This is a genomic window from Kosakonia sp. YIM B13588, from assembly GCF_042788165.1.
Lineage (GTDB): Bacteria > Pseudomonadota > Gammaproteobacteria > Enterobacterales > Enterobacteriaceae > Kosakonia > Kosakonia sacchari.
Genome location: NZ_JBHZPO010000002.1, coordinates 230,533 through 254,593 on the forward strand (window position 1 = coordinate 230,533; position 24,061 = coordinate 254,593).

The 24,061-nt window shown below is 52.9% G+C and carries 22 protein-coding genes; 10 read left to right on the forward strand and 12 right to left on the reverse strand.

Annotated features, from left to right (window positions below; translation table 11 throughout):
- Nucleotides 1-132: 132 nt before the first annotated feature.
- From ssuB to ssuE, 5 genes are read right to left on the reverse strand one after another with little or no spacing between them, the layout of a single operon-like run.
- Nucleotides 133-909 (reverse strand): aliphatic sulfonates ABC transporter ATP-binding protein, encoded by a 777-nt coding sequence (gene ssuB / locus ACFX4U_RS06780; protein ID WP_313507304.1) that lies wholly within the window; start codon nucleotides 907-909, stop codon nucleotides 133-135.
- Nucleotides 906-1,694 carry an aliphatic sulfonate ABC transporter permease SsuC gene (gene ssuC, locus ACFX4U_RS06785; protein WP_249882331.1) on the reverse strand — a complete coding sequence of 263 codons (789 nt, stop codon included), beginning with the start codon at nucleotides 1,692-1,694 and terminating at the stop codon, nucleotides 906-908. The genes ssuB and ssuC overlap by 4 nt, the downstream gene beginning before the upstream one ends.
- A 7-nt stretch (nucleotides 1,695-1,701) precedes the next feature.
- Complete coding sequence (gene ssuD, locus ACFX4U_RS06790) at nucleotides 1,702-2,847, reverse strand: FMNH2-dependent alkanesulfonate monooxygenase (protein WP_249882330.1); 1,146 nt, start codon at nucleotides 2,845-2,847, stop codon at nucleotides 1,702-1,704.
- The gene (locus tag ACFX4U_RS06795; protein ID WP_313507302.1) at nucleotides 2,844-3,815 is read right to left on the reverse strand and encodes a sulfonate ABC transporter substrate-binding protein; all 972 of its coding nucleotides are present in this window, start codon (nucleotides 3,813-3,815) and stop codon (nucleotides 2,844-2,846) included. The genes ssuD and ACFX4U_RS06795 overlap by 4 nt, the downstream gene beginning before the upstream one ends.
- Nucleotides 3,808-4,383, reverse strand: coding sequence for an NADPH-dependent FMN reductase (ssuE, locus tag ACFX4U_RS06800; RefSeq protein ID WP_249882329.1), 576 nt, complete (start codon nucleotides 4,381-4,383; stop codon nucleotides 3,808-3,810). Before ssuE ends, ACFX4U_RS06795 begins: the two co-directional genes overlap by 8 nt.
- Before the next feature lie 247 nt (nucleotides 4,384-4,630).
- On the opposite strand from ssuE, the gene pyrD reads away from it, so the two are divergent.
- Together pyrD and zapC are read left to right on the forward strand one after the other, a co-directional pair.
- Nucleotides 4,631-5,641, forward strand: a complete 1,011-nt coding sequence (gene pyrD, locus ACFX4U_RS06805; protein WP_313507301.1) for a quinone-dependent dihydroorotate dehydrogenase — start codon at nucleotides 4,631-4,633, stop codon at nucleotides 5,639-5,641.
- Nucleotides 5,642-5,808: 167 nt separating this feature from the next.
- Nucleotides 5,809-6,351 carry a cell division protein ZapC gene (gene zapC / locus ACFX4U_RS06810; RefSeq protein WP_200553125.1) on the forward strand — a complete coding sequence of 181 codons (543 nt, stop codon included), beginning with the start codon at nucleotides 5,809-5,811 and terminating at the stop codon, nucleotides 6,349-6,351.
- Here zapC and ACFX4U_RS06815 read toward each other — a convergent pair.
- Nucleotides 6,348-7,457: a YcbX family protein gene (locus tag ACFX4U_RS06815; RefSeq protein ID WP_313507299.1), complete on the reverse strand. Its 1,110-nt coding sequence runs from the start codon at nucleotides 7,455-7,457 to the stop codon at nucleotides 6,348-6,350. The genes zapC and ACFX4U_RS06815 overlap by 4 nt on opposite strands.
- Nucleotides 7,458-7,556: 99 nt before the next feature.
- On the opposite strand from ACFX4U_RS06815, the gene rlmKL reads away from it, so the two are divergent.
- The 6 genes from rlmKL (at nucleotide 7,557) to rmf (ending at nucleotide 15,485) form a co-directional block, all read left to right on the forward strand.
- Nucleotides 7,557-9,665 (forward strand): bifunctional 23S rRNA (guanine(2069)-N(7))-methyltransferase RlmK/23S rRNA (guanine(2445)-N(2))-methyltransferase RlmL, encoded by a 2,109-nt coding sequence (gene rlmKL / locus ACFX4U_RS06820; protein WP_305736533.1) that lies wholly within the window; start codon nucleotides 7,557-7,559, stop codon nucleotides 9,663-9,665.
- Between the two features lie 12 nt (nucleotides 9,666-9,677).
- Nucleotides 9,678-11,585 (forward strand): ABC transporter ATP-binding protein, encoded by a 1,908-nt coding sequence (locus ACFX4U_RS06825; RefSeq protein WP_313507298.1) that lies wholly within the window; start codon nucleotides 9,678-9,680, stop codon nucleotides 11,583-11,585.
- Between the two features lie 11 nt (nucleotides 11,586-11,596).
- Complete coding sequence (gene pqiA, locus ACFX4U_RS06830; RefSeq protein ID WP_313507297.1) at nucleotides 11,597-12,865, forward strand: membrane integrity-associated transporter subunit PqiA; 1,269 nt, start codon at nucleotides 11,597-11,599, stop codon at nucleotides 12,863-12,865.
- Nucleotides 12,855-14,495: an intermembrane transport protein PqiB gene (gene pqiB / locus ACFX4U_RS06835; protein ID WP_313507296.1), complete on the forward strand. Its 1,641-nt coding sequence runs from the start codon at nucleotides 12,855-12,857 to the stop codon at nucleotides 14,493-14,495. The genes pqiA and pqiB overlap by 11 nt, the downstream gene beginning before the upstream one ends.
- Nucleotides 14,492-15,064 (forward strand): membrane integrity-associated transporter subunit PqiC, encoded by a 573-nt coding sequence (pqiC, locus tag ACFX4U_RS06840; protein ID WP_305736530.1) that lies wholly within the window; start codon nucleotides 14,492-14,494, stop codon nucleotides 15,062-15,064. Before pqiB ends, pqiC begins: the two co-directional genes overlap by 4 nt.
- A gap of 253 nt (nucleotides 15,065-15,317) precedes the next feature.
- Complete coding sequence (gene rmf, locus ACFX4U_RS06845; RefSeq protein WP_017456222.1) at nucleotides 15,318-15,485, forward strand: ribosome modulation factor; 168 nt, start codon at nucleotides 15,318-15,320, stop codon at nucleotides 15,483-15,485.
- A gap of 70 nt (nucleotides 15,486-15,555) precedes the next feature.
- On the opposite strand, the gene fabA is transcribed toward rmf, so the two are convergent.
- Nucleotides 15,556-16,074: a bifunctional 3-hydroxydecanoyl-ACP dehydratase/trans-2-decenoyl-ACP isomerase gene (fabA, locus tag ACFX4U_RS06850; protein ID WP_017456223.1), complete on the reverse strand. Its 519-nt coding sequence runs from the start codon at nucleotides 16,072-16,074 to the stop codon at nucleotides 15,556-15,558.
- A 69-nt stretch (nucleotides 16,075-16,143) separates the two neighbouring features.
- Complete coding sequence (locus ACFX4U_RS06855; RefSeq protein ID WP_313507294.1) at nucleotides 16,144-17,904, reverse strand: Lon protease family protein; 1,761 nt, start codon at nucleotides 17,902-17,904, stop codon at nucleotides 16,144-16,146.
- A 182-nt stretch (nucleotides 17,905-18,086) separates the two neighbouring features.
- Here ACFX4U_RS06855 and matP point away from each other — a divergent pair, with 182 nt between their 5' ends.
- Entirely contained in the window at nucleotides 18,087-18,539 is a 453-nt protein-coding gene (matP, locus tag ACFX4U_RS06860; RefSeq protein ID WP_065368857.1) for a macrodomain Ter protein MatP, read from the forward strand.
- Between the two features lie 75 nt (nucleotides 18,540-18,614).
- Here the strand turns inward: matP and ompA are convergent, their stop codons facing one another.
- Entirely contained in the window at nucleotides 18,615-19,664 is a 1,050-nt protein-coding gene (ompA, locus tag ACFX4U_RS06865) for a porin OmpA (RefSeq protein ID WP_017456226.1), read from the reverse strand.
- Nucleotides 19,665-20,031: 367 nt separating this feature from the next.
- Complete coding sequence (gene sulA / locus ACFX4U_RS06870) at nucleotides 20,032-20,541, reverse strand: SOS-induced cell division inhibitor SulA (protein ID WP_305736528.1); 510 nt, start codon at nucleotides 20,539-20,541, stop codon at nucleotides 20,032-20,034.
- Between the two features lie 218 nt (nucleotides 20,542-20,759).
- Here sulA and ACFX4U_RS06875 point away from each other — a divergent pair, with 218 nt between their 5' ends.
- Nucleotides 20,760-21,380: a TfoX/Sxy family DNA transformation protein gene (locus ACFX4U_RS06875; protein WP_305736527.1), complete on the forward strand. Its 621-nt coding sequence runs from the start codon at nucleotides 20,760-20,762 to the stop codon at nucleotides 21,378-21,380.
- Here ACFX4U_RS06875 and yccS read toward each other — a convergent pair.
- Entirely contained in the window at nucleotides 21,374-23,503 is a 2,130-nt protein-coding gene (yccS, locus tag ACFX4U_RS06880) for a YccS family putative transporter (RefSeq protein WP_313507292.1), read from the reverse strand. The genes ACFX4U_RS06875 and yccS overlap by 7 nt on opposite strands.
- 17 nt (nucleotides 23,504-23,520) lie before the next feature.
- A complete protein-coding gene (locus tag ACFX4U_RS06885) occupies nucleotides 23,521-23,967 on the reverse strand; it encodes a YccF domain-containing protein (RefSeq protein ID WP_131411033.1) in 447 nt (148 codons plus the stop codon).
- Between the last annotated feature and the right edge of the window lie 94 nt (nucleotides 23,968-24,061).

Consider the following 24,061-nt stretch of genomic DNA (forward strand, 5'->3'; position numbering starts at 1 on the left):
AGCGCCTGCCAGTCCGTGATTTAACCTTCAAACCGATCCAAGCCAAAACCGGTTAATGATCACGCCGGCATAGCGGTGTTCAGTAACTAATCAGCCTTAACGGGCGCGAAGTGTGCCGGTTAATACAGAACATTAAGCATGACGAGTTTGAGCTAACGGGACGGTTTCCGACTCGCCGCGTTTCATCACCCGGTTCAATACTTCCGCTTCCAGTTCTGCCAGCCTTACTGACCCCAGGCGGCGGGGACGCGGCAGATCGATAGCTAAGTCCAGCCCAATTTTTCCCTCTTCAATTAACAGTACGCGATCCGCCATCGCCACCGCTTCACTGACATCATGCGTCACCAGCACCACCGTGAAACCGTGTGTCTGCCACAGTTCCATAATGAGTGCCTGCATCTCCAGACGGGTTAGCGCATCCAGCGCACCTAATGGTTCGTCCAGCAGCAACAATCCCGGTTGATGTACCAGCGCCCGCGCCAGTGCGACCCGCTGTTTCTGCCCGCCGGACAATGCCGCTGGCCACTCGCTGGCTCGCTGCTCCAGCCCGACCGCACGTAACGCATCCTGCGCGGCTTCCCGCCAGCGGCCTTTCAACCCTAAACCGACATTATCGATCACTGACTTCCATGGAAGTAACCGGGCATCCTGAAACATCATTCGCGTGTCGTTTTGAATGTTCGCCAGCGGTGTATTGCCCGCTAACAGCTCCCCGGCATTGGCGGTTTCCAGCCCGGCCAACAGGCGCAGCAACGTGCTTTTGCCTCCACCGCTGCGGCCTACCACGGCGACAAACTGCCCGGCGGCAATATGCAGATCCAGTCCGCTGAGTACAGTGTTATTGCCGTAATGCTTATTCACGCCGTTTAATAACAGCGGGATCCCCTGAGTGAGTCGCGCAGTATTCATGCTGTTGCTTCCTTCACGTGATAAGCGGGATGCCAGCGCAGCCACAGGCGCTCCAGCAATTGCGCACTGACATCGGCCAGTTTGCCGAGCAGGGCATAGAGAATGATGGCGACCACCACAACATCGGTTTGCAGGAATTCGCGCGCATTCATTGCCAGGTAGCCAATTCCGGCGTTGGCGGAAATCGTCTCGGCAACAATCAGCGTCAGCCACATAAGACCGAGTGCAAAACGCACCCCGACCATAATCGACGGCAGAGCGCCGGGCAGGATCACATGAGCAAAGAGCGCAAAACCGGACAAACCGTAGCTGCGCGCCATCTCCAGTAATCCCCGGTCGATATTACGAATGCCATGCCAGGTATTGATGTAAATGGGGAACAACGTGCCAAGCGCTACAAGGAAAATTTTCGCGCTCTCATCGATCCCAAACCACAAGATAACCAGTGGGATCAGCGCCAGATGCGGCACATTGCGCAGCATCTGGATGGAGGTATCCAGCAGACGTTCTCCCCAGCGCGATAACCCGCTAATCAACCCCAGTGTCAGACCGATACTGCCGCCAATTGAGAAACCAATCACCGCGCGCCAGGAGCTGATCGCAAGATGTTGCCACAATTCACCGCTCACGCTTAATGTCCAGAACGCTTCCAGCACACCTTCCGGCGAGGGAAGAATGCGCGTTGAGAGCAAGCCGGTGGAGGAGGCGATTTGCCACACCACCACAATCCCCGCCGGCAGCAGCCAGGGGGCAATATGCAGGAGCCATTTCTTTTCTGCCGCCATAATTGCCTCAGCTTTGCGCCACTTTTCGGGGAATAAACTCGTTCGCCACCGTTTCGCCCTGCAGTTGCAATGGCTGTGGCTGCGGAATTTGCGGCACCGCGACATCAAGGTGCGGGAACAGCAGTTCGCCGACGCGATATGCCTCTTCCAGGTGCGGATAACCGGAAAGAATAAAACTGTCGATACCAAGCTCAGCATATTCATTGATTCTTGCCGCAACGGTCGGGCCATCGCCCACCAGCGCGGTTCCCGCGCCGCCGCGCACCAGCCCAACGCCAGCCCACAGGTTAGGGCTGATCTCCAGTTGATCGCGTTTACCGCCATGAAGCGCCGCCATCCGCTGTTGGCCTACGGAATCCTGGCGCGAGAAGGCGGCCTGCGCTTTAGCAATCGTGGCATCATCCAGATGGGCGATCAGGTTATCTGCTGCCTGCCAGGCTTCGGCATTCGTTTCCCGGACAATCACATGCAGACGAATACCGAAGCGCACTTTTCGCCCGTGGGCTGCGGCTTTGGCGCGCACCTGTTCAATTTTTTCTTTTACCTGCGCTGGCGGCTCGCCCCACGTCAGATAGAGATCAACCTGCTCAGCGGCCAGATCTTGCGCCACATCGGACGATCCACCGAAATAGAGTGGCGGTCGCGGCTGCTGCACGGGTGGGAAGAAGAGTTTCGCGCCGCGCACATGAATATGTTTGCCCTCAAAATCTACAGTGTCGCCTTCCAGCAAACGACGCCAGACGTGAGTAAACTCCGCAGAGGCTTCATAACGCTGCGTATGATCGAGAAACACGCCGTCTCCGGCCAGTTCCTGCGGATCGCTGCCGGTCACCAGGTTAAACAGCGCACGTCCATTTGAGAGACGGTCCAGCGTGGCTGCCTGGCGCGCAGCGACGGTCGGTGATGTGACGCTGGGGCGCAGGGCGACAAGAAACTTCAACCGCTGTGTCACCGGGATCAGTGAGGCGGCGACTAGCCACGCATCTTCACAGGAGCGCCCGGTGGGGATCAGCACCCCGCTGAACCCTAAACGATCCGCCGCCTGAGCGACTTGTTGTAAATAAGCATGATCTACCGGGCGCGAGCCGTGATCCGTGCCTAAATAGTGACCATCGCCGTGGGTGGGTAAAAACCAGAACAGATTTAAGCTCATGACTTGGTTCCTTGTTTGACCGGTTGCCAGATACGGGTGCGAATATCGACTTTTTTCGGCAGCAAACGGTTCTCATAAAAGAGATCGGCTGTTTGCTGTTGCAGTGCGGCGGTGGTGTCATCGACCGGTGAGATTTTGGTCGGTGGGCGGTGATCGAAATAGGTGGCAATCACCGGCTGGGGCAGTCCCAGTGTTTTGGCAAACAGCGCGATGCTTTCGTCACGCTGGCTAATGGTTAACGCATCGGCTTCGCTAAAGGTATTCAGCACGCCCTGAATAAATGCACCGTTTTTTTCCGCATACGGACGCGACGCTAAATAGAAGGAGCCGGTCTGTTTCAGCGTGGTGCCGTCTTTTAATACACGCACACCACCCTGCAGCAGCGCCGCCGAGTAGTAAGGATCCCAGATGGCCCATGCATCAACGTTACCTTGCTGGAACGCGGCGCGTGCATCCGCAGGTGTCAGAAACACCGGCTGAATATCGCTGAATTTCAGCCCGGCCTGTTGCAGTGCGCGCAGCAGTAAATTGTGCGAACTGGAACCTTTCTGGAAAGCGACTTTATGCCCTTTCAGGTCGGCAACTGTTTTAATCGGGCTGTTTTGGGCAACAAGGATCACTTCTGCTTTCGGTTTTGGCGGTTCAACGCCGACATACAGAAGATCCGCGCCAGCGGCTTGCGCAAAAATCGGCGGAATGTCGCCCGTGCTGCCGAGATCGATACTGCCAATATTCAGCGCTTCCAACATTTGCGGGCCAGCCGGGAATTCCGTCCAGGTGATTTTGGTGTTCGGGTAGCGTTTTTCCAGCAGGTCATAGCTCTTTGCCAGCACCATACTGACACTGCCTTTCTGGTAACCAATACGTAAACTCTCCGGTGCCGGTTCGGCGGCCTGTGTCCAGGCGGAAAGCGTCAGTAAACCGCTTAACGCTAACCATTGCGCGCGGTTTTTAAACAGATTAAACATGCGCGACTCCTTGCGGTAGGTGGAAATCCGGCGCCTGAATATCCCGGCGGTGCAGCGCTTGCCAGAAAGTTTCCAGCGCTTTATCCAGACGGGTTTGCAGGTTGGGCGTCAGACTGGGCTTGTGCTGATAATCCAGCACCTGGCTATCATCGGCGAAGACACCATGCAGGATCTCTTGCGCTTTCAGCGCGCTGAGTACCGGCTTCAGGGCGTAATCCACCGCCAGCATGTGCGCCACGGTGCCGCCAGTGGCCAGCGGCAACACCACTTTGCCTTCCAGCGCCCGCTCGGGCAGCAGATCGAGCAGCGTTTTCAGGGCCCCGGAGTAAGCCGCTTTATAAATCGGTGTTGCGACAATCAACCCATCTGCCTCGTTAAGTTGCTCAATAAAGGTTTGCAACGCGGGACTATCGAAGCGGGCATAGATGAGATCCTCCGGCGCGAAATTTTGCAAATGCCAGTGACACACTTCGATATCCTGCGCATTCAGGCGCTCGCGGGCATACTCCAGCAACGCGCTGGAGCGGGAGGGAAAGCGCGGGCTTCCGGCCAGGGTGACAACTCTCATAATCGCTCCTTATAACCAATTGTTTGCTTTTAGATAACATTCATAACAATTGAAGGCAGTGTGGCAGAGTCGATTTATTCCACTAAATGATTTATTCGATGAAAATATGCTGAAATTTGCATAAAGGAGAGGGGTAAGAGAAAACGATTGCGTCGAATCGCCTTTTTTTGCCGCAGGTCAATTCCCTTTCGTCGGGTAATCACTGATAATACGCCCCCGGTTTGCAACCGGGAATCCAGGAGAGTTCATGTACTACCCCTTCGTTCGTAAAGCCCTTTTCCAGCTCGATCCAGAGCGCGCTCATGAATTAACGTTCCAGCAATTACGCCGTATCACCGGCACGCCTTTCGAAGCCCTCGTGCGTCAGCGTGTACCGGAGAAACCGGTCAAATGCATGGGTCTGACCTTTAAAAACCCGTTGGGGTTAGCGGCCGGGCTGGATAAAAATGGTGAGTGCATTGATGCGCTGGGCGCGATGGGGTTTGGCGCCATCGAAATCGGTACCGTGACGCCACGCCCGCAGCCGGGTAATGACAAGCCGAGGATCTTCCGTCTGGTGGATGCAGAAGGACTGATCAACCGTATGGGTTTTAATAATCTTGGCGTGGATAACCTGGTTGAGAATGTGAAAAAATCGCGCTACGACGGTGTGCTGGGCATTAATATTGGCAAGAATAAAGACACGCCAGTCGAGCAGGGCAAAGATGACTACCTGATTTGTATGGAAAAAATCTATGCCTATGCCGGTTATATCGCCATCAATATTTCTTCGCCGAATACGCCCGGTTTACGCACACTACAATATGGCGAAGCGCTGGACGATCTGCTTACCGCAATTAAGAATAAGCAAAACGATCTGCAAAATCTGCATCATAAATATGTCCCGGTAGCCGTAAAGATCGCACCAGATCTTTCTGAAGAGGAATTGATCCAGGTGGCCGATAGTTTAGTTCGCCACAATATTGATGGTGTTATTGCCACTAATACCACGCTTGAAAGATCGCTGGTACAGGGAATGAAACATTGTGACGAAACGGGTGGGTTAAGTGGTCGTCCGTTGCAATTAAAAAGCACGGAAATTATTCGTCGGTTGTCGCAAGAATTAAACGGGCGTTTGCCGATTATTGGTGTAGGCGGCATCGACTCGGTGATAGCGGCTCGCGAGAAAATTGCCGCCGGTGCGTCACTGGTGCAAATTTATTCGGGCTTTATTTTTAAAGGTCCACCGCTGATTAAAGAAATCGTTACCCATATCTAATCTTTTATCTCTTCCTGCGCAACCAGGGCTTTATTTCCCGCCCTGGTTGTTTTATATTCCACCACTGTTGCTAATTTAAACATTTTAGTCTTTTATTATTTAGGTAATAAACGAGGCGGCAAAAGGATGAAAAAGTTACAGGATGTTTAGGGGAAGGGGAGAGGAAAATGCGAATTAAACCTGACGATAATTGGCGCTGGTATTTTGATGATGAGCATGATCGCATGATGCTCGATTTAGCCAATGGTATGTTATTTCGCTCTCGTTTTGCCCGTAAGATGCTGACGCCAGACGCTTTCTCGCCGTCTGGTTTTTGCGTTGATGATGCTGCGCTTTATTTCTCCTTTGATGAAAAATGCCGCGATTTGCCGTTATCTAATGAGCAACGCGCCGAACTGGTGCTTAACGCGCTGGTAGCGATTCGCTTCCTCAAGCCGCAAATGCCGAAAAGCTGGCACTTTATGACGCATGATTCTCTGTGGACGCCTGTGACGGGTGAAGGCGCTTGCGTCTGGCTGAGCGATACGCAGGAGTGTGTGAATCTGCTGGTGGTTGAACCGGGTGAGAATGCTGCGCTGTGTCTGCTGGCGCAACCCGGCGTGGTGATTGCCGGGCGCACCATGCAACTGGGCGACGCGATTAAAATTATGAACGATCGCCTCAAGCCGCAGCTGCATTCCAATGCAATTCAGCTCGAACAGGCGGTTTAAGCCTCCAGTCGCAGCGATGTTTTCGGCACACAGCTACAGCAGAGAATTGAACCATCCGGCGCAACCGCTGATTTCTTCAGCGCACTGACTTCACCTTCCACTACGCGAATACGGCAGCAACCGCAAATCCCCGCGCGGCACGAGTAGGGCACGCGAATCCCCTGATTCTCCAGTTGTTCCAGCAACACTTGTTGGTTATTGCCGCGAAATGTTTGACCTTGCCAGTTGATTTCCACCGTCCCTGCGGGTTGTGCATCCTGTTCAACAGACTCTTCGACTTCGCCTGCGCCGTATGTTTTCGCCGGCCTCGCTGTCAGCACGACTACCTCATCGCCGACGCGAATCACACCGCTGTTACGGGCAATCAGGTTTTGGCCAAAATCGATGGCGCCATTATCCTGCGCAGTGCGAAAACGCTGTAAGGTCGCGAGAGGTTCACCGGAAGGGTGTTTTTGCCCGCGCTCCGGGCTGACGGTAGTGAACACGCAGCGGCTGCACGGTTTCACGACGTCGAAAACCACCTCGCCAATACGCACCACTTTCCAGCTGTCCTCTTCCCACGGCTGTGCGCCTGTTACCACCAGGTTGGGGCGAAACTGCTCCATTTTCACGCTGGCCGGGCAACGGTTTTGTACATCACGCAGCGAGGCTTCGTTAGCCAGCAGGTACGGAAAACCATCGGCGAAAGATAACGGTACGTCCTCGTGGTGTTTGACGCGGCGAGTTAATTCAGGCCCAACCCAGCGCAATTGCACCTCGCGCGCAAAAAAGCCGCTCAGCCAGCGGTTAATCTCTTCGGGCGCGATAAGGGCAGTAAAGTGGTTACCCCACACTTCCGTGGGCGCGGCGTCGGGCGCAAAATCGGCAAAGCGAATCACCGCGCTGCTGCCATCCGGTGCGGTCAGGTGCAAACCATCGGTTAACGGTGAGGGTGTAAAGCGCACCATCTGCGGATACTGTCGTGCGGTAATAAAAGTGCCATCGGGTTGCGTGACCATAAAAACACGGTCAAAAGCGAGGCCGCTGATGTCGGCAAGCGCATGCGTCAGGCCGATACCGCGCATGGATTTTACCGGATGAATAAAAAGACGTGAAAGCGTTGGCACGTCTTCCCCCTGTCTGATGAAAATTAGCCCTCAACTTTATGACATGAACGCCAGATTAGCTATAATGCGCAACAATTTTCGTTGAATGTAAGTGACATTATGATTTCTCTGTTTGCCAGTACGGCCCGCGGGCTGGAAGAGCTGTTAAAAACTGAACTGGAAAAACTCGGCGCGGTTGAGTGCCGGGTGGTTCAGGGTGGTGTCCATTTTGAAGGGGACACGCGGCTCCTGTACCAGAGCCTGATGTGGAGTCGTCTGGCTTCGCGCATTATGCTGCCGCTCGGGGAGTGCAAGGTTTACAGCGATCTTGATCTCTACCTCGGCGTGCAGGCGATCAACTGGACAGAGATGTTTAATCCGGGCGCAACCTTCGCCGTCCACTTTAGCGGCCTGAACGATGAAATCCGTAACAGCCAGTACGGTGCGCTGAAAGTCAAAGATGCGATTGTCGATAGCTTTACCCGCAAAAACCTGCCGCGTCCGAATGTGGAACGTGAGATGCCGGACCTGCGTATTAACGTCTGGCTGAACCAGGATACGGCGAATATCTCCCTTGATCTGAGCGGCGAAGGTTTGCACCTGCGCGGCTACCGCGATCGCACCGGGATGGCACCGATCAAAGAAAACCTCGCCGCGGCTATCGTGATGCGTTCTGGCTGGCAGCCAGGCACTCCGCTGCTCGATCCGATGTGCGGTTCCGGGACGCTGCTGATTGAAGCTGCGATGGCCGCGACCGATCGCGCGCCGGGTCTGCACCGCGGCCACTGGGGTTTTGGTGGTTGGGCGCAGCACGATGAGGCGCTGTGGCAAGAGGTGAAAGCCGAAGCGCAAACGCGTGCGCGCGAAGGGCTGGCGAATTACGCCTCCCATTTTTATGGTTCAGACAGCGACGCGCGCGTTATCGATATTGCCCGTAAAAACGCCCGTCGTGCCGGGATTGGTGAGCTGGTCACCTTTGAAGCGAAAGATGTTGCTGAGCTGAGCAACCCGCTGCCAACAGGCCCGTACGGTACAGTGATCAGTAACCCGCCGTATGGTGAGCGTCTGGAGAGTGAACCGGCGCTGATCGCGCTGCACAGCCTGTTGGGCCGTCTGCTGAAAGCACAATTTGGCGGCTGGAATCTGTCGCTGTTTAGCGCCTCGGTTGATTTGCTGAACTGTCTGCAACTGCGCGCTGAGCGCCAGTTTAAAGCGAAAAATGGCCCGTTGGACTGCGTGCAGAAAAATTACCATCTGGCGGAAAATACCGGCGAAGCGAAAGCGCCGGCAATGGCGGAAGATTACGCGAATCGCCTGCGCAAAAACGTTAAAAAGCTGGAGAAATGGGCGCGTCAGGAAGGTATCGAATGCTATCGCCTGTACGATGCCGATCTGCCGGATTACAACGTCGCGGTCGATCGCTATGCCGATTGGGTGGTGGTGCAGGAGTATGCCGCACCGAAAACGATTGATGCGCAAAAAGCGCGTCAGCGCCTGTTTGATATCATTGCGGCTACCATTCATGTGCTGGGGATTGCGCCAAACAAGCTGGTGCTGAAAACCCGTGAACGGCAGAAGGGCAACAACCAGTATCAAAAAATGAATGAAAAGGGTGATTTCATGGAAGTGAGCGAATATAACGCTCGCCTGTGGGTCAACCTGACCGATTACCTTGATACCGGTCTGTTCCTCGATCACCGTATCGCGCGCCGTATGCTCGGCCAAATGAGCAAAGGCAAAGATTTCCTGAATCTTTTCTCTTATACCGGCAGCGCCAGTGTGCATGCAGGTCTGGGTGGTGCGCGCTCGACGACAACCGTGGATATGTCACGCACCTATCTGGAGTGGGCCGAGCGCAACCTGCGCCTTAATGGTCTGAGTGGTCGTGCGCATCGCCTGATCCAGGCCGACTGCCTGGCGTGGCTGCGCGATACTGATGAGCAGTTCGATCTGATCTTTATCGATCCGCCGACCTTCTCCAACTCCAAACGTATGGAAGAGTCTTTCGATGTACAGCGCGACCATATGGCGCTGATGGAAGATCTCAAACGCCTGTTGCGTAAGGGCGGCACGATTATGTTTTCCAATAACAAACGCGGTTTCCGTATGGATCTCGACGGGCTGGCGAAACTGGGTCTTAAAGCACAAGAAATCACCCAAAAAACGCAGTCGCAGGATTTTGCCCGCAACCGTCAGATCCACAACTGCTGGCTGATTACCGCAGCCTGAAAGGATAAATAAATGTCATTAATCAGTATGCATGGCGCGTGGCTGTCGTTCAGCGATGCGCCGCTTCTCGATAATGCTGAGCTGCATATCGAAGAAAACGAACGCGTGTGCCTTGTCGGGCGTAACGGCGCGGGAAAATCAACGCTGATGAAGATCCTCAACCGGGAAGTTAACCTGGACGATGGTCGCATTGTGTATGAGCAAGATTTGGTAGTGGCGCGTCTGCAACAGGATCCGCCACGTAATGTTACCGGCAGCGTCTACGATTTTGTCGCTGAAGGGATTGAAGAGCAGGCCGAGTATCTCAAGCGTTATCATGAGGTTTCTCACCTGGTAATGAGCGATCCGAGCGATAAAAACCTCGCTGAGTTAGCACGTGTGCAGGAGATGCTGGATCACCACGGTTTGTGGCAACTGGAAAACCGCATCAACGAAGTGCTGGCGCAGCTTGGACTGACGGCGGATATGTCGCTCTCTGCCCTTTCCGGCGGCTGGTTGCGTAAGGCGGCGTTAGGGCGCGCGCTGGTGAGCGGTCCGCGCGTGCTGTTGCTCGACGAACCGACCAACCACCTGGACATTGAAACTATCGACTGGCTGGAAGGGTTCCTGAAATCTTTCGGCGGCACCATTATCTTTATCTCTCACGATCGTTCGTTTATTCGCAATATGGCGACCCGTATTGTAGACCTCGATCGCGGCAAGCTGGTTTCCTATCCGGGCAATTACGATCAGTATCTGCTGGAGAAAGAAGAAGCCCTGCGCGTGGAAGAGCTGCAAAACGCGGAGTTTGATCGCAAGCTGGCACAGGAAGAGGTGTGGATCCGCCAGGGGATCAAGGCGCGTCGTACTCGTAACGAAGGCCGCGTCCGTGCGTTAAAAGCCATGCGCCGCGAGCGCAGTGAACGCCGTGAAGTGATGGGCAGCGCGAAGATGCAGGTGGAAGAAGCCTCCCGCTCCGGCAAGATTGTTTTCGAGATGGAAGACGTCAATTACGGCATCGACGGCAAAGTGCTGGTGCGCGACTTCTCCACGCAGGTGCAGCGCGGCGACAAAATTGCGCTGATCGGCCCGAACGGCTGCGGTAAGACGACGTTGCTGAAACTGATGCTGGATCAACTCAAAGCCGATAGCGGGCGTGTCCATGTCGGCACCAAACTGGAAGTAGCCTATTTCGATCAGCACCGCGCCGAACTGGATCCGGATAAAACGGTGATGGACAACCTTGCTGAAGGGAAGCAAGAAGTGCTGGTGAACGGCAAGCCGCGCCATATTCTGGGTTACTTGCAGGACTTCCTGTTCCATCCGAAACGGGCGATGACGCCGGTACGTGCGCTCTCTGGCGGGGAACGCAACCGACTGTTGCTGGCGCGCTTGTTCCTGAAACCCAGCAACTTGTTAATTCTCGATGAACCGACTAACGACCTGGATGTTGAAACGCTGGAGCTGCTGGAAGAGCTTATTGACGCCTACCAGGGTACTGTTCTGCTGGTGAGCCACGATCGTCAGTTCGTTGATAATACCGTGACCGAATGCTGGATCTTCGAAGGCGAAGGTCAGATTGGTCAGTACGTTGGCGGCTATCACGATGCCCGTGGTCAGCAGGCAGCTTCGCAAATGCAAAAGCAGGACGCCGCGAGAAAAAGTGTGGAAGCGCCGGTAGCCAAAGCAGAAACTGTCAAACGCAACAGTAACAAACTAAGCTATAACCTGCAGCGTGAACTGGAACAATTACCGCAAAAGCTGGAACAACTGGAAGCGCAACTTGGGGATTTGCAAGCGCAGGTCGCCGATGCCAGTTTCTTTAGCCAGCCGCACGACCATACGCAGAAAGTCTTAGCCGATATGGCTTCGGCGGAGCAAGCGCTTGAGGAAGCGTTTGAACGCTGGGAGTATCTGGAGGCTCTGAAAAACGGCGCATAAAGGGAGCCTGTATGTGTGAACACCACCACGCCACTCGCCACATTCTCTGTTCGCAATGTGACATGCTGGTGGCGTTACCGCCGCTGCAACATGGACATAAAGCGGCTTGCCCGCGTTGTGGGACAACGCTTACGACCGAGTGGGACGCGCCGCGGCAGCGTCCCACTGCTTATGCTATCGTCGCGCTGTTTATGTTGTTGCTCTCCAACCTTTTTCCCTTTGTAAACATGAAAGTGGCAGGCGTGGCCAGTGAGGTGACGCTGCTGGAAATTCCTGGCGTTATGTTCTCGGAAGATTACGCCAGCCTTGGTACTTTCTTTCTGTTGTTCGTGCAGTTTGTGCCGGCGTTTTGCCTGGTGACGATCCTGCTGTTGGTTAACCGCGTGCCGATGGATTTTCGCCTGAAAATTGGTCTTGCCCGTGTGTTATTCCAGCTTAAAAGTTGGGGAATGGCAGAGATCTTTCTCGCCGGGGTATTGGTGAGTTTCGTCAAACTCATGGCTTATGGCGATATTGGCATCGGCAGCAGTTTTATTCCCTGGTGCCTGTTCTGTCTGCTGCAACTGCGGGCGTTTCAGTGCGTAGACCGCCACTGGCTGTGGGACGACATTGCGCCAGCGCCGGCTGTTGCGCAGCCGCTACATGTTGGTGTACCGGGTATCCGTCAGGGGCTGCGATCTTGCCCTTGTTGTACGGCGATAGTGGCGATTGACCAGCCGGTTTGCCCACGCTGCCATACTCGCGGCCATGCACGTCGGCGCAACAGTATACAGTGGACACTGGCGCTGCTGATGACCGCTATCATGCTCTATCTGCCCGCCAATATTTTGCCGATCATGGTGACCGATCTGTTGGGCGACCGTATGCCGTCGACCATTCTGGCCGGGGTGATTTTGCTGTGGAGCGAAGGTTCGTATCCGGTCGCGTTAGTGATTTTTATCGCCAGTATTATGGTGCCGACGCTGAAAATGATTGGCATCGCCTGGCTGTGTATTGATGCGAAAGGGCACGGAAAGCGCGATTGTGAACGCATGCATTTTATTTATGAAATAGTGGAATTCGTTGGGCGCTGGTCAATGATCGACGTGTTTGTTATTGCCGTACTGTCTGCACTGGTGCGGATGGGCGGGCTGATGAATATTTATCCTGCGATGGGTGCCCTGATGTTTGCGCTGGTCGTTATTATCACGATGTTTGCGGCAATGACTTTCGATCCGCGTCTGAGCTGGGATCGCGAGCCACAAACGCACCATGAGGAGTCGTTAAAGCATGGAGAATAAGAGTGGGGAAGCCAGGGTGCAAAAGGTGAGAAACTGGTCACCGGTGTGGATTTTCCCGATTGTGACGGCGCTGATTGGGGCCTGGATCCTTTTCTATCATTACAGCCATCAGGGCCCGGAAGTCACTTTAATCACCAATAACGCCGAAGGAATTGTCGGCGGTAAAACGACGATTAAAAGCCGCAGCGTGGACGTTGGCGTAGTGGAGAGTACGACGCTGACCGATGATCTTACCCACGTTGAGATCAAAGCGCGGCTCAATTCCGGCATGGAAAAGCTCCTGCATAATGATTCGGTATTCTGGGTGGTGAAACCACAAGTGGGCCGCGAAGGTATTAGCGGGCTTGGCACGCTGCTTTCTGGTGCCTATATCGAACTTCAGCCTGGTGTGAAAGGCAATGCGCCAGAGCGCTATAATTTGCTCGATTCGCCACCGCTGGCACCGCCGGATGCGAAGGGCATCCGCGTGATCCTTGACAGTAATAAAGCGGGGCAATTAACAGCTGGCGATCCGGTGTTGTTCCGGGGCTATCGCGTGGGTTCGGTGGAAACCAGCACCTTCGATACGCAAAAACGGACCATGAGCTATCAGCTGTTTATTAACGCGCCGAACGATCGGCTGGTGACCAGCAATGTGCGTTTCTGGAAAGACAGCGGTATTGCCGTCGATCTCACCTCCGCCGGGATGCGCGTCGAGATGGGGTCGCTGACGACATTGTTCGGCGGTGGTGTCAGCTTCGATGTGCCGGAAGGCCTGGATTTGGGGCAGCCGGTGGCGGAAAACAGCGCTTTTAAATTGTATGACGATCAGCGCAGTATTCAGGATTCGCTATACACCGAACACGTTGATTATCTGATGTTCTTTAAAGATTCTATCCGTGGCTTGCAACCCGGCGCGCCGGTTGAATTCCGCGGCATCCGTCTTGGTACGGTGAGCAAGGTACCGTTCTTTACGGAAGGTATGCGCCAGGCACTGAATGATGATTACCGTATTCCGGTTCTGATCCGTATTGAGCCTGAACGTCTGGCGAACCAACTGGGTGAAGATCCGGATATGAGCGCACATCTGAATGAGCTACTGAAGCGTGGTCTGCGAGGCTCATTGAAGACCGGCAATATCGTTACCGGCGCGCTGTATGTTGATCTCGATTTTTACAATAATGCCCAGGCGATCAGTGGTATGCACGAGTTCGCTGGCTATCCCATCATCCCGACGGTGAGTGGTGGACTGGCGCAGATCCAGCAACGGCTAATGGATACGCTGGATAAAATCAACAACTTACCGTTAAATCCGATGATCCAGCAGGCGACGAGCACGCTATCTGAAAGCCAGCAAACGCTCAAACGTCTGCAAACGACGCTGGATAACCTCAACAAATTGACCGCCAGCCAGTCGATGCAGCAACTGCCCGCAGATATGCAAAGTACACTACGCGAGCTCAACCGCAGTATGCAGGGCTTCCAGCCGGGCTCCGCCGCCTATAACAAAATGGTGGCGGATATGCAGCGTCTCGATCAGGTATTGCGTGAACTGCAACCGGTGCTGAAAACGCTTAACGATAAGAGCAACGCGCTGGTATTTGAAGCGAAAGGGAAACCCGATCCGCAGCCGAAGAGGGCAAAAGAATGAGAAAGAGCGCATTAGCGATACTGGCGCTGTTGCTGACAGCTTGCAGTAGTAGCGGTGATAACAAGAGCTACTATCAGCTGCCTTCACCGTCGCAAGTAAAGGCGCAGGCGATGGCCGGTCAAAACCAGGGAAATCGTCAGCTATGGGTTGAGCAGGTTTCGGTACCTGATTTTCTCGCGGGGAATGGCGTGGTGTACCAAACCAGCGATGTGCAGTACGTCATTGCAACGAACAATTTGTGGGCCAGCCCGCTCGATCAGCAACTGCGTAACACGCTGGTGTCCAATCTGAGCAATCAGCTGCCTGGCTGGGTGGTCGCATCGCAGCCGTTAGGGAGTGAACAAGATACGCTAAACGTAACCGTAACCGGTTTTCATGGTCGCTATGATGGGCGAGTGATTGTAAGCGGCGAATGGTTGCTCAAACATCAGGGACAACTGGTTAAGCGCCCCTTCCATATTGAGCTGAAACAGCAGCAGGATGGCTATGATGAAATGGTGAAAATGCTGGCTCAGGGCTGGCAGCAAGAGGCTGTCAGTATTGCGAATGCGCTAAATCGTCTGCCATAAGTAAATCTTAAGTCTATGAAAACCGCCACAGATAAAATCTATGGCGGTTTTTTTATGTTTGGGTACAAACCATTAGTTGTGCTGGCTCACATTTTTTGTACAAATGAACTTTTGTGTAGCTCACATTTATGACACTGGCGTGAATTTTGCGCATTGACGACGAAGTCTATTCAAGGTATTTGTGACCTGTGGTTGCGCATTAAGTGACCACTGTTTTCTTTTCCACCAGATCAAATAATGAGGGAAACGAGGCATGAAGAGACAAAAACGCGATCGCCTGGAACGGGCACATCAACGTGGTTATCAGGCTGGTATTACCGGGCGTCCGAAGGAAATGTGTCCCTACCAAACCCTGAATCAAAGGTCCGAGTGGCTGGGAGGCTGGCGGGAGGCCATGGAGGACAGGGCAGTCATTGCCTGATTCTGTCTCTTTAAAAAAGAAACCTCCGCATTGCGGAGGTTTCGCCTTTACCGGGGTAGGTAACCCGGTATCAGAAATTAGACGTATCCTGGAACAGACCTACTTTCAGATCCGCGGCAGTGTAGATAACGCGGCCATCAACCAGCACTTCGCCATCTGCCAGACCCATGATCAAACGACGGTTTACAACGCGTTTAAAGTGAATACGGTAAGTCACGGTTTTCGCCGTTGGCAGTACCTGGCCGGTGAATTTCACTTCGCCTACGCCCAGCGCGCGGCCTTTGCCTTCGCCGCCGAGCCAGCCCAGATAGAAACCCACCAGTTGCCACATTGCATCGAGGCCGAGGCAGCCTGGCATCACCGGGTCGCCAATGAAATGGCAGCCAAAGAACCACAGATCCGGGTTGATATCCAGCTCAGCTTCAACATAGCCTTTATCGAAGTTACCGCCGGTTTCAGTCATTTTGACCACACGGTCCATCATCAGCATGTTCGGTGCCGGCAATTGCGGGCCTTTCGCGCCAAACAATTCGCCACGACCAGAGGCAAGAAGATCTTCTTTTGTATAGGATTCGCGTTTATCTACCATGTTCTCAGTAAGCCTTATTTGTAGTTTCGGACGCAGGATAGCTAACACGTGTACGCTGAACAAGTCCGATCAGTTTCGGATAAACCAGTTCAACCAGCGAAGCGGCCACGGGAAGCGGTGGCGCGCATCCTGCTGTGTTGCCTGCGCGATACGTTCCTGGATGAGTTGCTTAAGGTTGTTTTGCCCTTCGGCATCCCACGGCAAGCCCGTTAATAAGGGTAGCGCATCCATCATGTCATCTACTGCCCAGATGAAAAATTGCTGCGCCTGAATAGCATCCAGAAGTTCCTGCTGCAGGCAAAGATGGCGTACATTTGCCGAGGGAATAATTACCCCTTGTTTGCCAGTGAGCTGGCGCTGCTGACAAATAGCGAAGAAGCCTTCGATTTTTTCATTCAGCCCGCCGACCGGCTGGGAGCGACCAAATTGATCGACTGAGCCGGTGATCGCAATGCTCTGATTAAGCGGAACTTCAGACAGCGCGCTGATTAATGCGCACAGTTCAGCCATCGATGCGCTGTCTCCGTCAACTTCGCTATATGATTGTTCAAAAGTCAGTGAGGCGGAGAAGGGGATCTGTTGTTCCAGTTCCAGTTCCGCCATCAGGAACGCTTGCATGATCATCATGCCTTTGGCGTGGATATTACCGCCCAGCTCAGCTTTGCGTTCAATATCGTTAAATTCACCATCGCCAACATGTACCACACAACTGATTCGCGAGGGTTCACCAAAAGCTCGTGGATGTCCCGGAAACTCGATAACGGACAGCGCATTGATCTGGCCGATGCGTTCTCCTTCGGTTTCGATCAGGATTTGCTCAAGCAGGATCTCATCCTGCATGCGTTCCGCCAGGAAGCCTTCACGCCACTCTCGCTGAGCAAGCATTGTCTGGAACTCTTCCCCGCTGAAGGTTTCATCGGTGGACATCGCTGCCACTTCGCGCAGTTGCCGTGACAGCCACATTGGGCAAAGTGGTAACGTTTCCTGATCGCCTGTGTAGCGGACGGCTTCACGAATGAGCTTTGGCCATGCGTCAGCTGCAGGGGCAGGCAAGTGCGCATCGCGTGCGGTTTGCTCGACCCACTGACGCCATATGGACATCGTTTCGGCATCGGCAATTTGCAGCGTTTCTTCGTATTCGCTGTAAATGGCCTGCGACGCGAGTTCCGGCTCCATTTCCTGGAAATCCGCCAGTGATTCACGTTCACCCACCAGGATGACTTTGAGATCCATTGGCATGGACGGCACTATGACGGGCAGGGGGCGCGATTCATCAAAGGAAACCCAGTCAAAACGGCGCTGCGTTACCATGGTTTTCAGACGCATCCACAAAAGCGGTTGTGCGAGAAGAGTACGTAGGGAAATTATCAACACCCCACCGTTTGCCTGATGGACGAGGCCGGGTTGTAACGTGATTTCCTGATTAAACTGGCGAAGGCAGCCAAAAAGTTGTTCTGCCTCTACCCAGTCGGCTATCGCGGTAGGTTTGTTGCCGATAAAATTTGCCTGAGCATCAGCCGAAGGTTCAAATTGAATCGCGGAACCATTGACATGATATTGGCCGCCAGAAAAAGGGCGGGCTTCAGGGATGAGCATCTCAGTGGCGCTTGCGATTAGCGCAAGATATTCGGCTTCTTCTGGCGCTTTCGCCAGCAAAAAGCGTGATGTCGCCTGCGGATAGAGCAATTGCTCCAGCGCGTACTGTAATCGGGGTTGCGTATCGGCCAGGGAGAAGTCCGTTTCGCGGGCTAATTCGGACGATTCAAATACTTCCTGATAGCTGGTGGTATCAGGAACCAGGTCGTTCCATTCAAGTTTTGTAATGGTCAAAGTCGTTTTTTTAGTCTGATGTCAAAGGCGCGATTATACCGTAAACGCTCGTACAGCACACATTGATTACACGCTTTCGCGACGCGAACCCTATTGACCTAACCGAGGTTGTGATTTCTTTTCAGCAGAGTTGGAAAAAACTGATATTCTGAAGTGAGTTACACGGTCACGTTGAGAGCGCAATGAAATATCAACAACTGGAAAATCTCGAAAGCGGCTGGAAATGGAAGTATCTGGTAAAAAAGCATCGTGAAGGGGAATTAATCACGCGCTACATTGAAGCCAGTGCCGCTAAAGACGCGGTCGATTTATTGTTGACACTCGAAAATGAACCCGTACAGGTCAACGACTGGATTGGGCAGCATATCAATCCGGCATTGATTAACCGGATGAAGCAAACTATTCGCGCCCGCCGCAAGCGGCATTTCAACGCCGAACATCAACATACTCGTAAAAAATCGATCGACCTGGAATTTGTGGTCTGGCAGCGTCTGGCTGGGTTAGCGCAGCGTAGGGGTAAAACGCTTTCTGAAACGATTGTGCAGCTGATTGAAGATGCTGAACACAAAGAGAAGTATGCATCTCAGATGTCTACACTAAAGCATGACCTGCAGGCATTACTCGGGAAAGAATAGGTGCGTATTATCCCAGGCTGTTGTTTCAGGCAATAAAAAACCCCGCTGATGAGCGGGGTTTTTTTAGACGGGAACTTAAGCCTGCGGCTGAGTTACAACGTCTTTGCTACCTTTAACTTCGATCTCAACGCGACGATCCGGTGCCAGGCAGTCGATCAGCGCTGCACGCGGTTTCACGTTGTCACAGGTGCTGCCGGTAACCGGGTTGGATTTGCCCATGCCACGTGCGGAGATTTTGTTAGCCGGGATACCTTTAGAAACCAGGTAATCAACTACGGACTGTGCACGTTTCTCAGACAGACCCTGGTTGTAAGCGTCAGAACCGATACGGTCGGTGAAGCCCAGAACCACTACGGAGCCGTCTTTCGGATCCAGGTTGCTCAACTGACCATACAGCTGATCCAGCGCCTGCTGACCTTCCGGTTTCAGCGTCGCTTTGTTGAAGTTGAACAGAACGTCAGACTTCAGAGTGAAGTGTTTGGTCTGTACTTCCGGAGCCGGAGCCGGAGCCGGAGCAGCTACTACCGGAGCAGCGTCTTCTTGCTGACCGAAGCGGTAGGAAACACCTACGCTCAGCATGCCGTTGTCCGGACGAGCACCAACGGTGTTTGCATCACCGATGTTGTTAACCCACTGGTATTCCAGGCGAGTAGCGATATCGCGGGTAACTGCCCACTCAACACCACCAGCGAAGACCGGGGAAACACCGGTATCGTGATCTTTGAAGCCCTGGTTGTTCTGAGCGTCTGCACGCCAAACCATACCACCCAGACGAGTGTACAGGTCCAGATCGTCAGTTACCGGGTAACCCAGTTTAGCAGTCAGCTGAACGCCCTGAGCTTTGAACGCGCCGTTAACGGTGTCGCCTTTGTACGGCATACGACCCAGCCAGTCATAGCCCAGTTCGAAACCTACGTACGGGTTAACCTGGTAGCCACCGAACGCACCAGCACCCAGTTGGCTTTCGTGGGTCGGGCCATCGTTCTGCCATACCGCACCTTTGTCATGATACTGGGACCAACCCAGTTTACCACCTGTATACCAGGTGTTATCTTTCGGAGCGGCCTGCGCTACGGTAGCGAAACCAGCCAGTGCCACTGCAATCGCGATAGCTGTCTTTTTCATTTTTGCGCCTCGTTATCATCCAAAAATCGCCATGGGAATCTCTGTTGAGAAGCCACGGTTAAATCCTTCACCGGGGGCATTGCTCACTGACAACTCTGCAGATATCTTTACCGATATCTTTGGCTTATGCCGAGCACCCCTGGCGATGTAAAGTCTACAACGTAGTTGGAAACTTACAAGTGTGAACTCCGTCAGGCATATGAAAAAAAAGGCTTTGTATACACAATATTTAACACTTCTGATGAATCTTTCGCCACGGCTATTTCCGTACAAAGCGCGCTACACAGGCTTTCACGCTGTATTTTGACGATAAATTTGAAGCCCTACTCTTACGCAAAAAACATCCTAGGAAAACTCCTAAATTTACTCAATGATACAAATTTGAGTGAATTTTTATCCCGGAAAGCTGTCTCGCAGCCAGAGGATCGTGGCGTACAGGTCGCATAACGAAGCCTATCGCGTTGCCTTCTTCTGCCGCCATAGCTAATTGGCGATGCTCCTCAGCGGTCAGCTCTTCAGAATGCCAGCCAATAACGACGCTATAGTTACCGGTGCGCAATGCACGAATCATTGAGTCCAGTGTTACGCTTGGAGAAAGCTGGTTCACCTGCATCACCTTGGTGAGGGGTAATCCAGCGGATTGCACCCACTCACGGCTGAGTTTTTGTTGAGGCGTCAACCACAACTGCCAACGGGATTGTTGCCCGAGTTGCTGCAGCAAAGGCAGCAAAAGAAGCTGCGTCATCCAGGGCTGGTCCTCACGATAGACCATTTCGCTAATCAGCCCGGTAGTGATGCTTGAAGGCTCAACGTGGTTCAATTTGTTGAGTGAAGAAGCGAGTGTTGTTGAACGATTAGCATAGCCTGAAGTGTACATAATCAATCCAGCCCTGTGGGTTACTGTATGTTTATACAGTAACTGTTACATGCTCAGAGATCAACCTCATTTTCTGAAACTATCTCGCATTTTTGTTTTGTCCCTGCCACGTAATGAAAAATTTGCTTGCCGTCTTGCTCACAGTTGCCTATGTTCCTGCGTAGTGATTTCACTAATTTAAAACTGGCTTTTACTACGTGATTTATAAGGGAAAAATCATGGAAGACCTATCTTATCAACGGATATATCAGTCACGCGAATACCTCATGCCTCTCGGATCAATTTGTCACCGCGCTCATTTTGGCGGTTACAGCTTGTCAGTGGATAAAACTGTTTTCGCGATGGTTGCCGAGGGGGAACTCTACCTTCGAGCTTGTGAAGAGAGTGCGCAATACACGGTTACGCAAGATGCTCCGTTGCTGGTATTCAACAAACGCGGGCGTCAGGTTTCGTTAAATTATTACTTCGTTAACGAGAGCCTATGGCGTGATCGCTCGTTACTTTTGCAACTTTCGGCACTTTCACTCGATGCTGCCCGGCGTGATAAGGATCGGCGCAGTGCCAGAATGCGATTGCGCGATCTGCCTAACCTTACTTTTCAACTTGAAGCTCAACTCCATGAAGCGGGCGTACTGGATGCGCATACACTGCGAATGCTCGGGGCAAAAGTTTGTTGGCTTAGATTGAGAAAAACAAATAAGCACCTGAGCGCGAAAGTGCTTCTCGCCCTGGAGGGCGCAATTGTCGGGCTTCACGAGGCTGCGTTACCGGCGCCTCGACGCCGGGAACTGATGGAGTGGTTTAAGGGGGTGTTGAAGAAAGGGGCAAATCCTTATTGAGTGATTTGGCTTTTCAGACGGCACACTTCAGGCAATAAAGCTATCAGCAGGCCAATCTGTTGCAGTACCAGTGGCTCTTTGCTATCCGGGCGCGGTTCCAGGTGTTTAATGCGTTGGGATAGATCGAGAAGGGTATCCTGCACACGTTTTTGGTCTGCTGGTAGGTGATGCAGGGCATCGTCAACATAGCAGACTGCATCATCAAGCAAACGTAGAATATCCGGCTGGGTGAGTTGCTCACGATGTGCGCCAAGCGCGGAAATATAACTGGTAAAGGTATGATTCAAGCATAATAAACGGAACGCGGCATCGCGAAGTTCAGGTGAGGTTCCGGGTTCGGAAGACATATTTGAAACGACCGATGCCAGTTCCGCATCACGGTTATAAGCATTACGCCTGGCGATGCGGTAAGCAAGCCGGTTATCGCGTCCCTGATGGTACTGTTCAAGGATTGCATCAAGGTAACGGCAGTTCGCGTCGAAGGCTTGCTCAGTGACGCGGGGCAGGTGCCGAAAACGCCAGTCCGGCCAGATAAAACTCACAGCCGCCCAGGCGATAGCACATCCAATAAGCGTATCAATAATACGGGGAAACGCGACTTCAAATCCTTCGCCCAGCAAATTAAAGCACAGCAACACCAGCAATGTGATGAACATCGTGGCATGCGCGTATTGCACTGTTCGAAATGCAAAAAACAGTACGCCGGTGATGACGATGAGTATCAGTTGCCCTTCATGTGAGGGAACGAAGTAAAGTACCGGCAATCCGATCGCAACGCCAATCAGCGTACCAATTACGCGTAATGTCAGGCGGTGGCGAGTGGCGTTATAGTTCGGCTGGCAGACAAAAAGACTGGTCAGTAAGATCCAATAACCATGTTGCAGCCCCGTTATTTGGATAAAAGCATAGCCGATACATAATACTACCGACATGCGCACTGCGTGGCGAAAGAGTGCGGATTCGGGCGTCAAATTATTACGTAACCGCTGCCATATATCGTTGAAACTACTCAGACTATCGTCCGAAAGCTGATTTTCAGTGTCATTTGATAATGAGGGTTGTGGTTGCCCGGACTCAATAGTTGCTAACTGAGCGTCAATAGCCCTTAGGTTATCAAGAAGAAAACCAAGTGCTTTCATATGCTCCTGCGGTGTGATGCCATTAGCGCGAAGGCGATCAAGTGCCGCGTCAAGGTGGATAAATGCGCGTTCGAAGCGAGAATCGTGTTGATACGGAGTGCGAAGCAAGATGGCGCGTGATAACTGACCGCATGCATGCGATTGCATGGAAAGTAAGCGCTGAAAGCGGAACATCACATCGCTATAACGGAAGTGTTCGCGCAGTGTTTGGTATTGAATATGTGACGAACTGGCTCGTTCATGAATATCTTGCGCCGCAAAATAGTAATGCAATGTTTGACGTGTGCCGCGCTGTCCACGATCTCCGCGCAAACGCGTGAGCAACGTCGCTTTGGTTTGATTGAGCATGTTCACTAACTGGCCATTCGCCAGGGCTAAATCATAGAGCGGCGCCTGACTATCATCTTCAATATCCGGGTCGAAAAGACGTGATTTCAGTTCGAGGTAATGCGCCAGTTGTTCATAGCAGCGCGCCAGATTGTCTTGTAGAGCGCGAATGGGGAAAACCAGATGTCCGACCAGCGTCAGCAAGTTAAACCAGATGGCCCCGGCCAATAGCAGCAGCGGTTGCTGATACCACTGTTCGAAAAGGGAAATTCCCAGCATAGTGTAGACCGCAATGAGCAGCGCACCAAAAGCAATGGTGGCGTAGCGCTGTCCAAGCCCGCCAAGCAGGATAAAACCAATGGTGGATGTCACAAGACCAAGCGCAAACAACCATGGCCATGGGAAGAGTAACTCCACAGATGCAGACGCAATAAAAAAGCATACCAGCGTAATTATCAGGTTTTTCAGACGCCCCGTAAGGCGGTCATCCAGATCGGCAAGTGCGGCGGCAACGACGCCAAGCGTTAACGGGATGGTCAGCTTCACCTCGCCGAGTAGCCAGGGCAGCAAAGCAGTCCCGCAAAGCGCAATAAAAATTCTGACGTTATAGAGCCAGGCACTGTTCCATGTATAACGGCGAAGCAGAGGACTTAACATAATGACAAGCGATCCGATTATTGAAAACGACGGTGCGCATTGGCTTCACGGGCTGCGCGAGCGGTTTCTACAGAGACCACTCGTCGGCCAACTGGCCACAGCGCAATCGCAGCGATTTTAAAGTTCGCGACGCCAACGGGAATGCCGATGATGGTAAGACACTGCGCGATACCGGCGGTAATATGCATAATGCATAGCCACCAGCCAAACAGAACAAACCAGACAATATTCAGCAATGTTCCACCCGCATTTAACAGGCTGTTTTTGCTCTGTGGTTCGAGTTCATCAATGTGAATGGCTTCATTTCCCCAGGGGATAAGTGAGAGCTTTGTGATTTCCCAGCATGAGCGCGTCAACGGCAGAGTGATAATGAGCAGGGCGCTGATTATTGTAGCGAGTAGCCACCCAAGTGTTGTGGCGAAACCACCAAGCACAAAATTTAGAATATTCAAAACAGTACGCATAAAACCTCAGTACAAACCGGTCGGTAGTGAATGCCGGTAATTGTAACGATTATTTGGGCTGGAGCGCCAATTCTCTGGCAGGTAAACTGGCAAT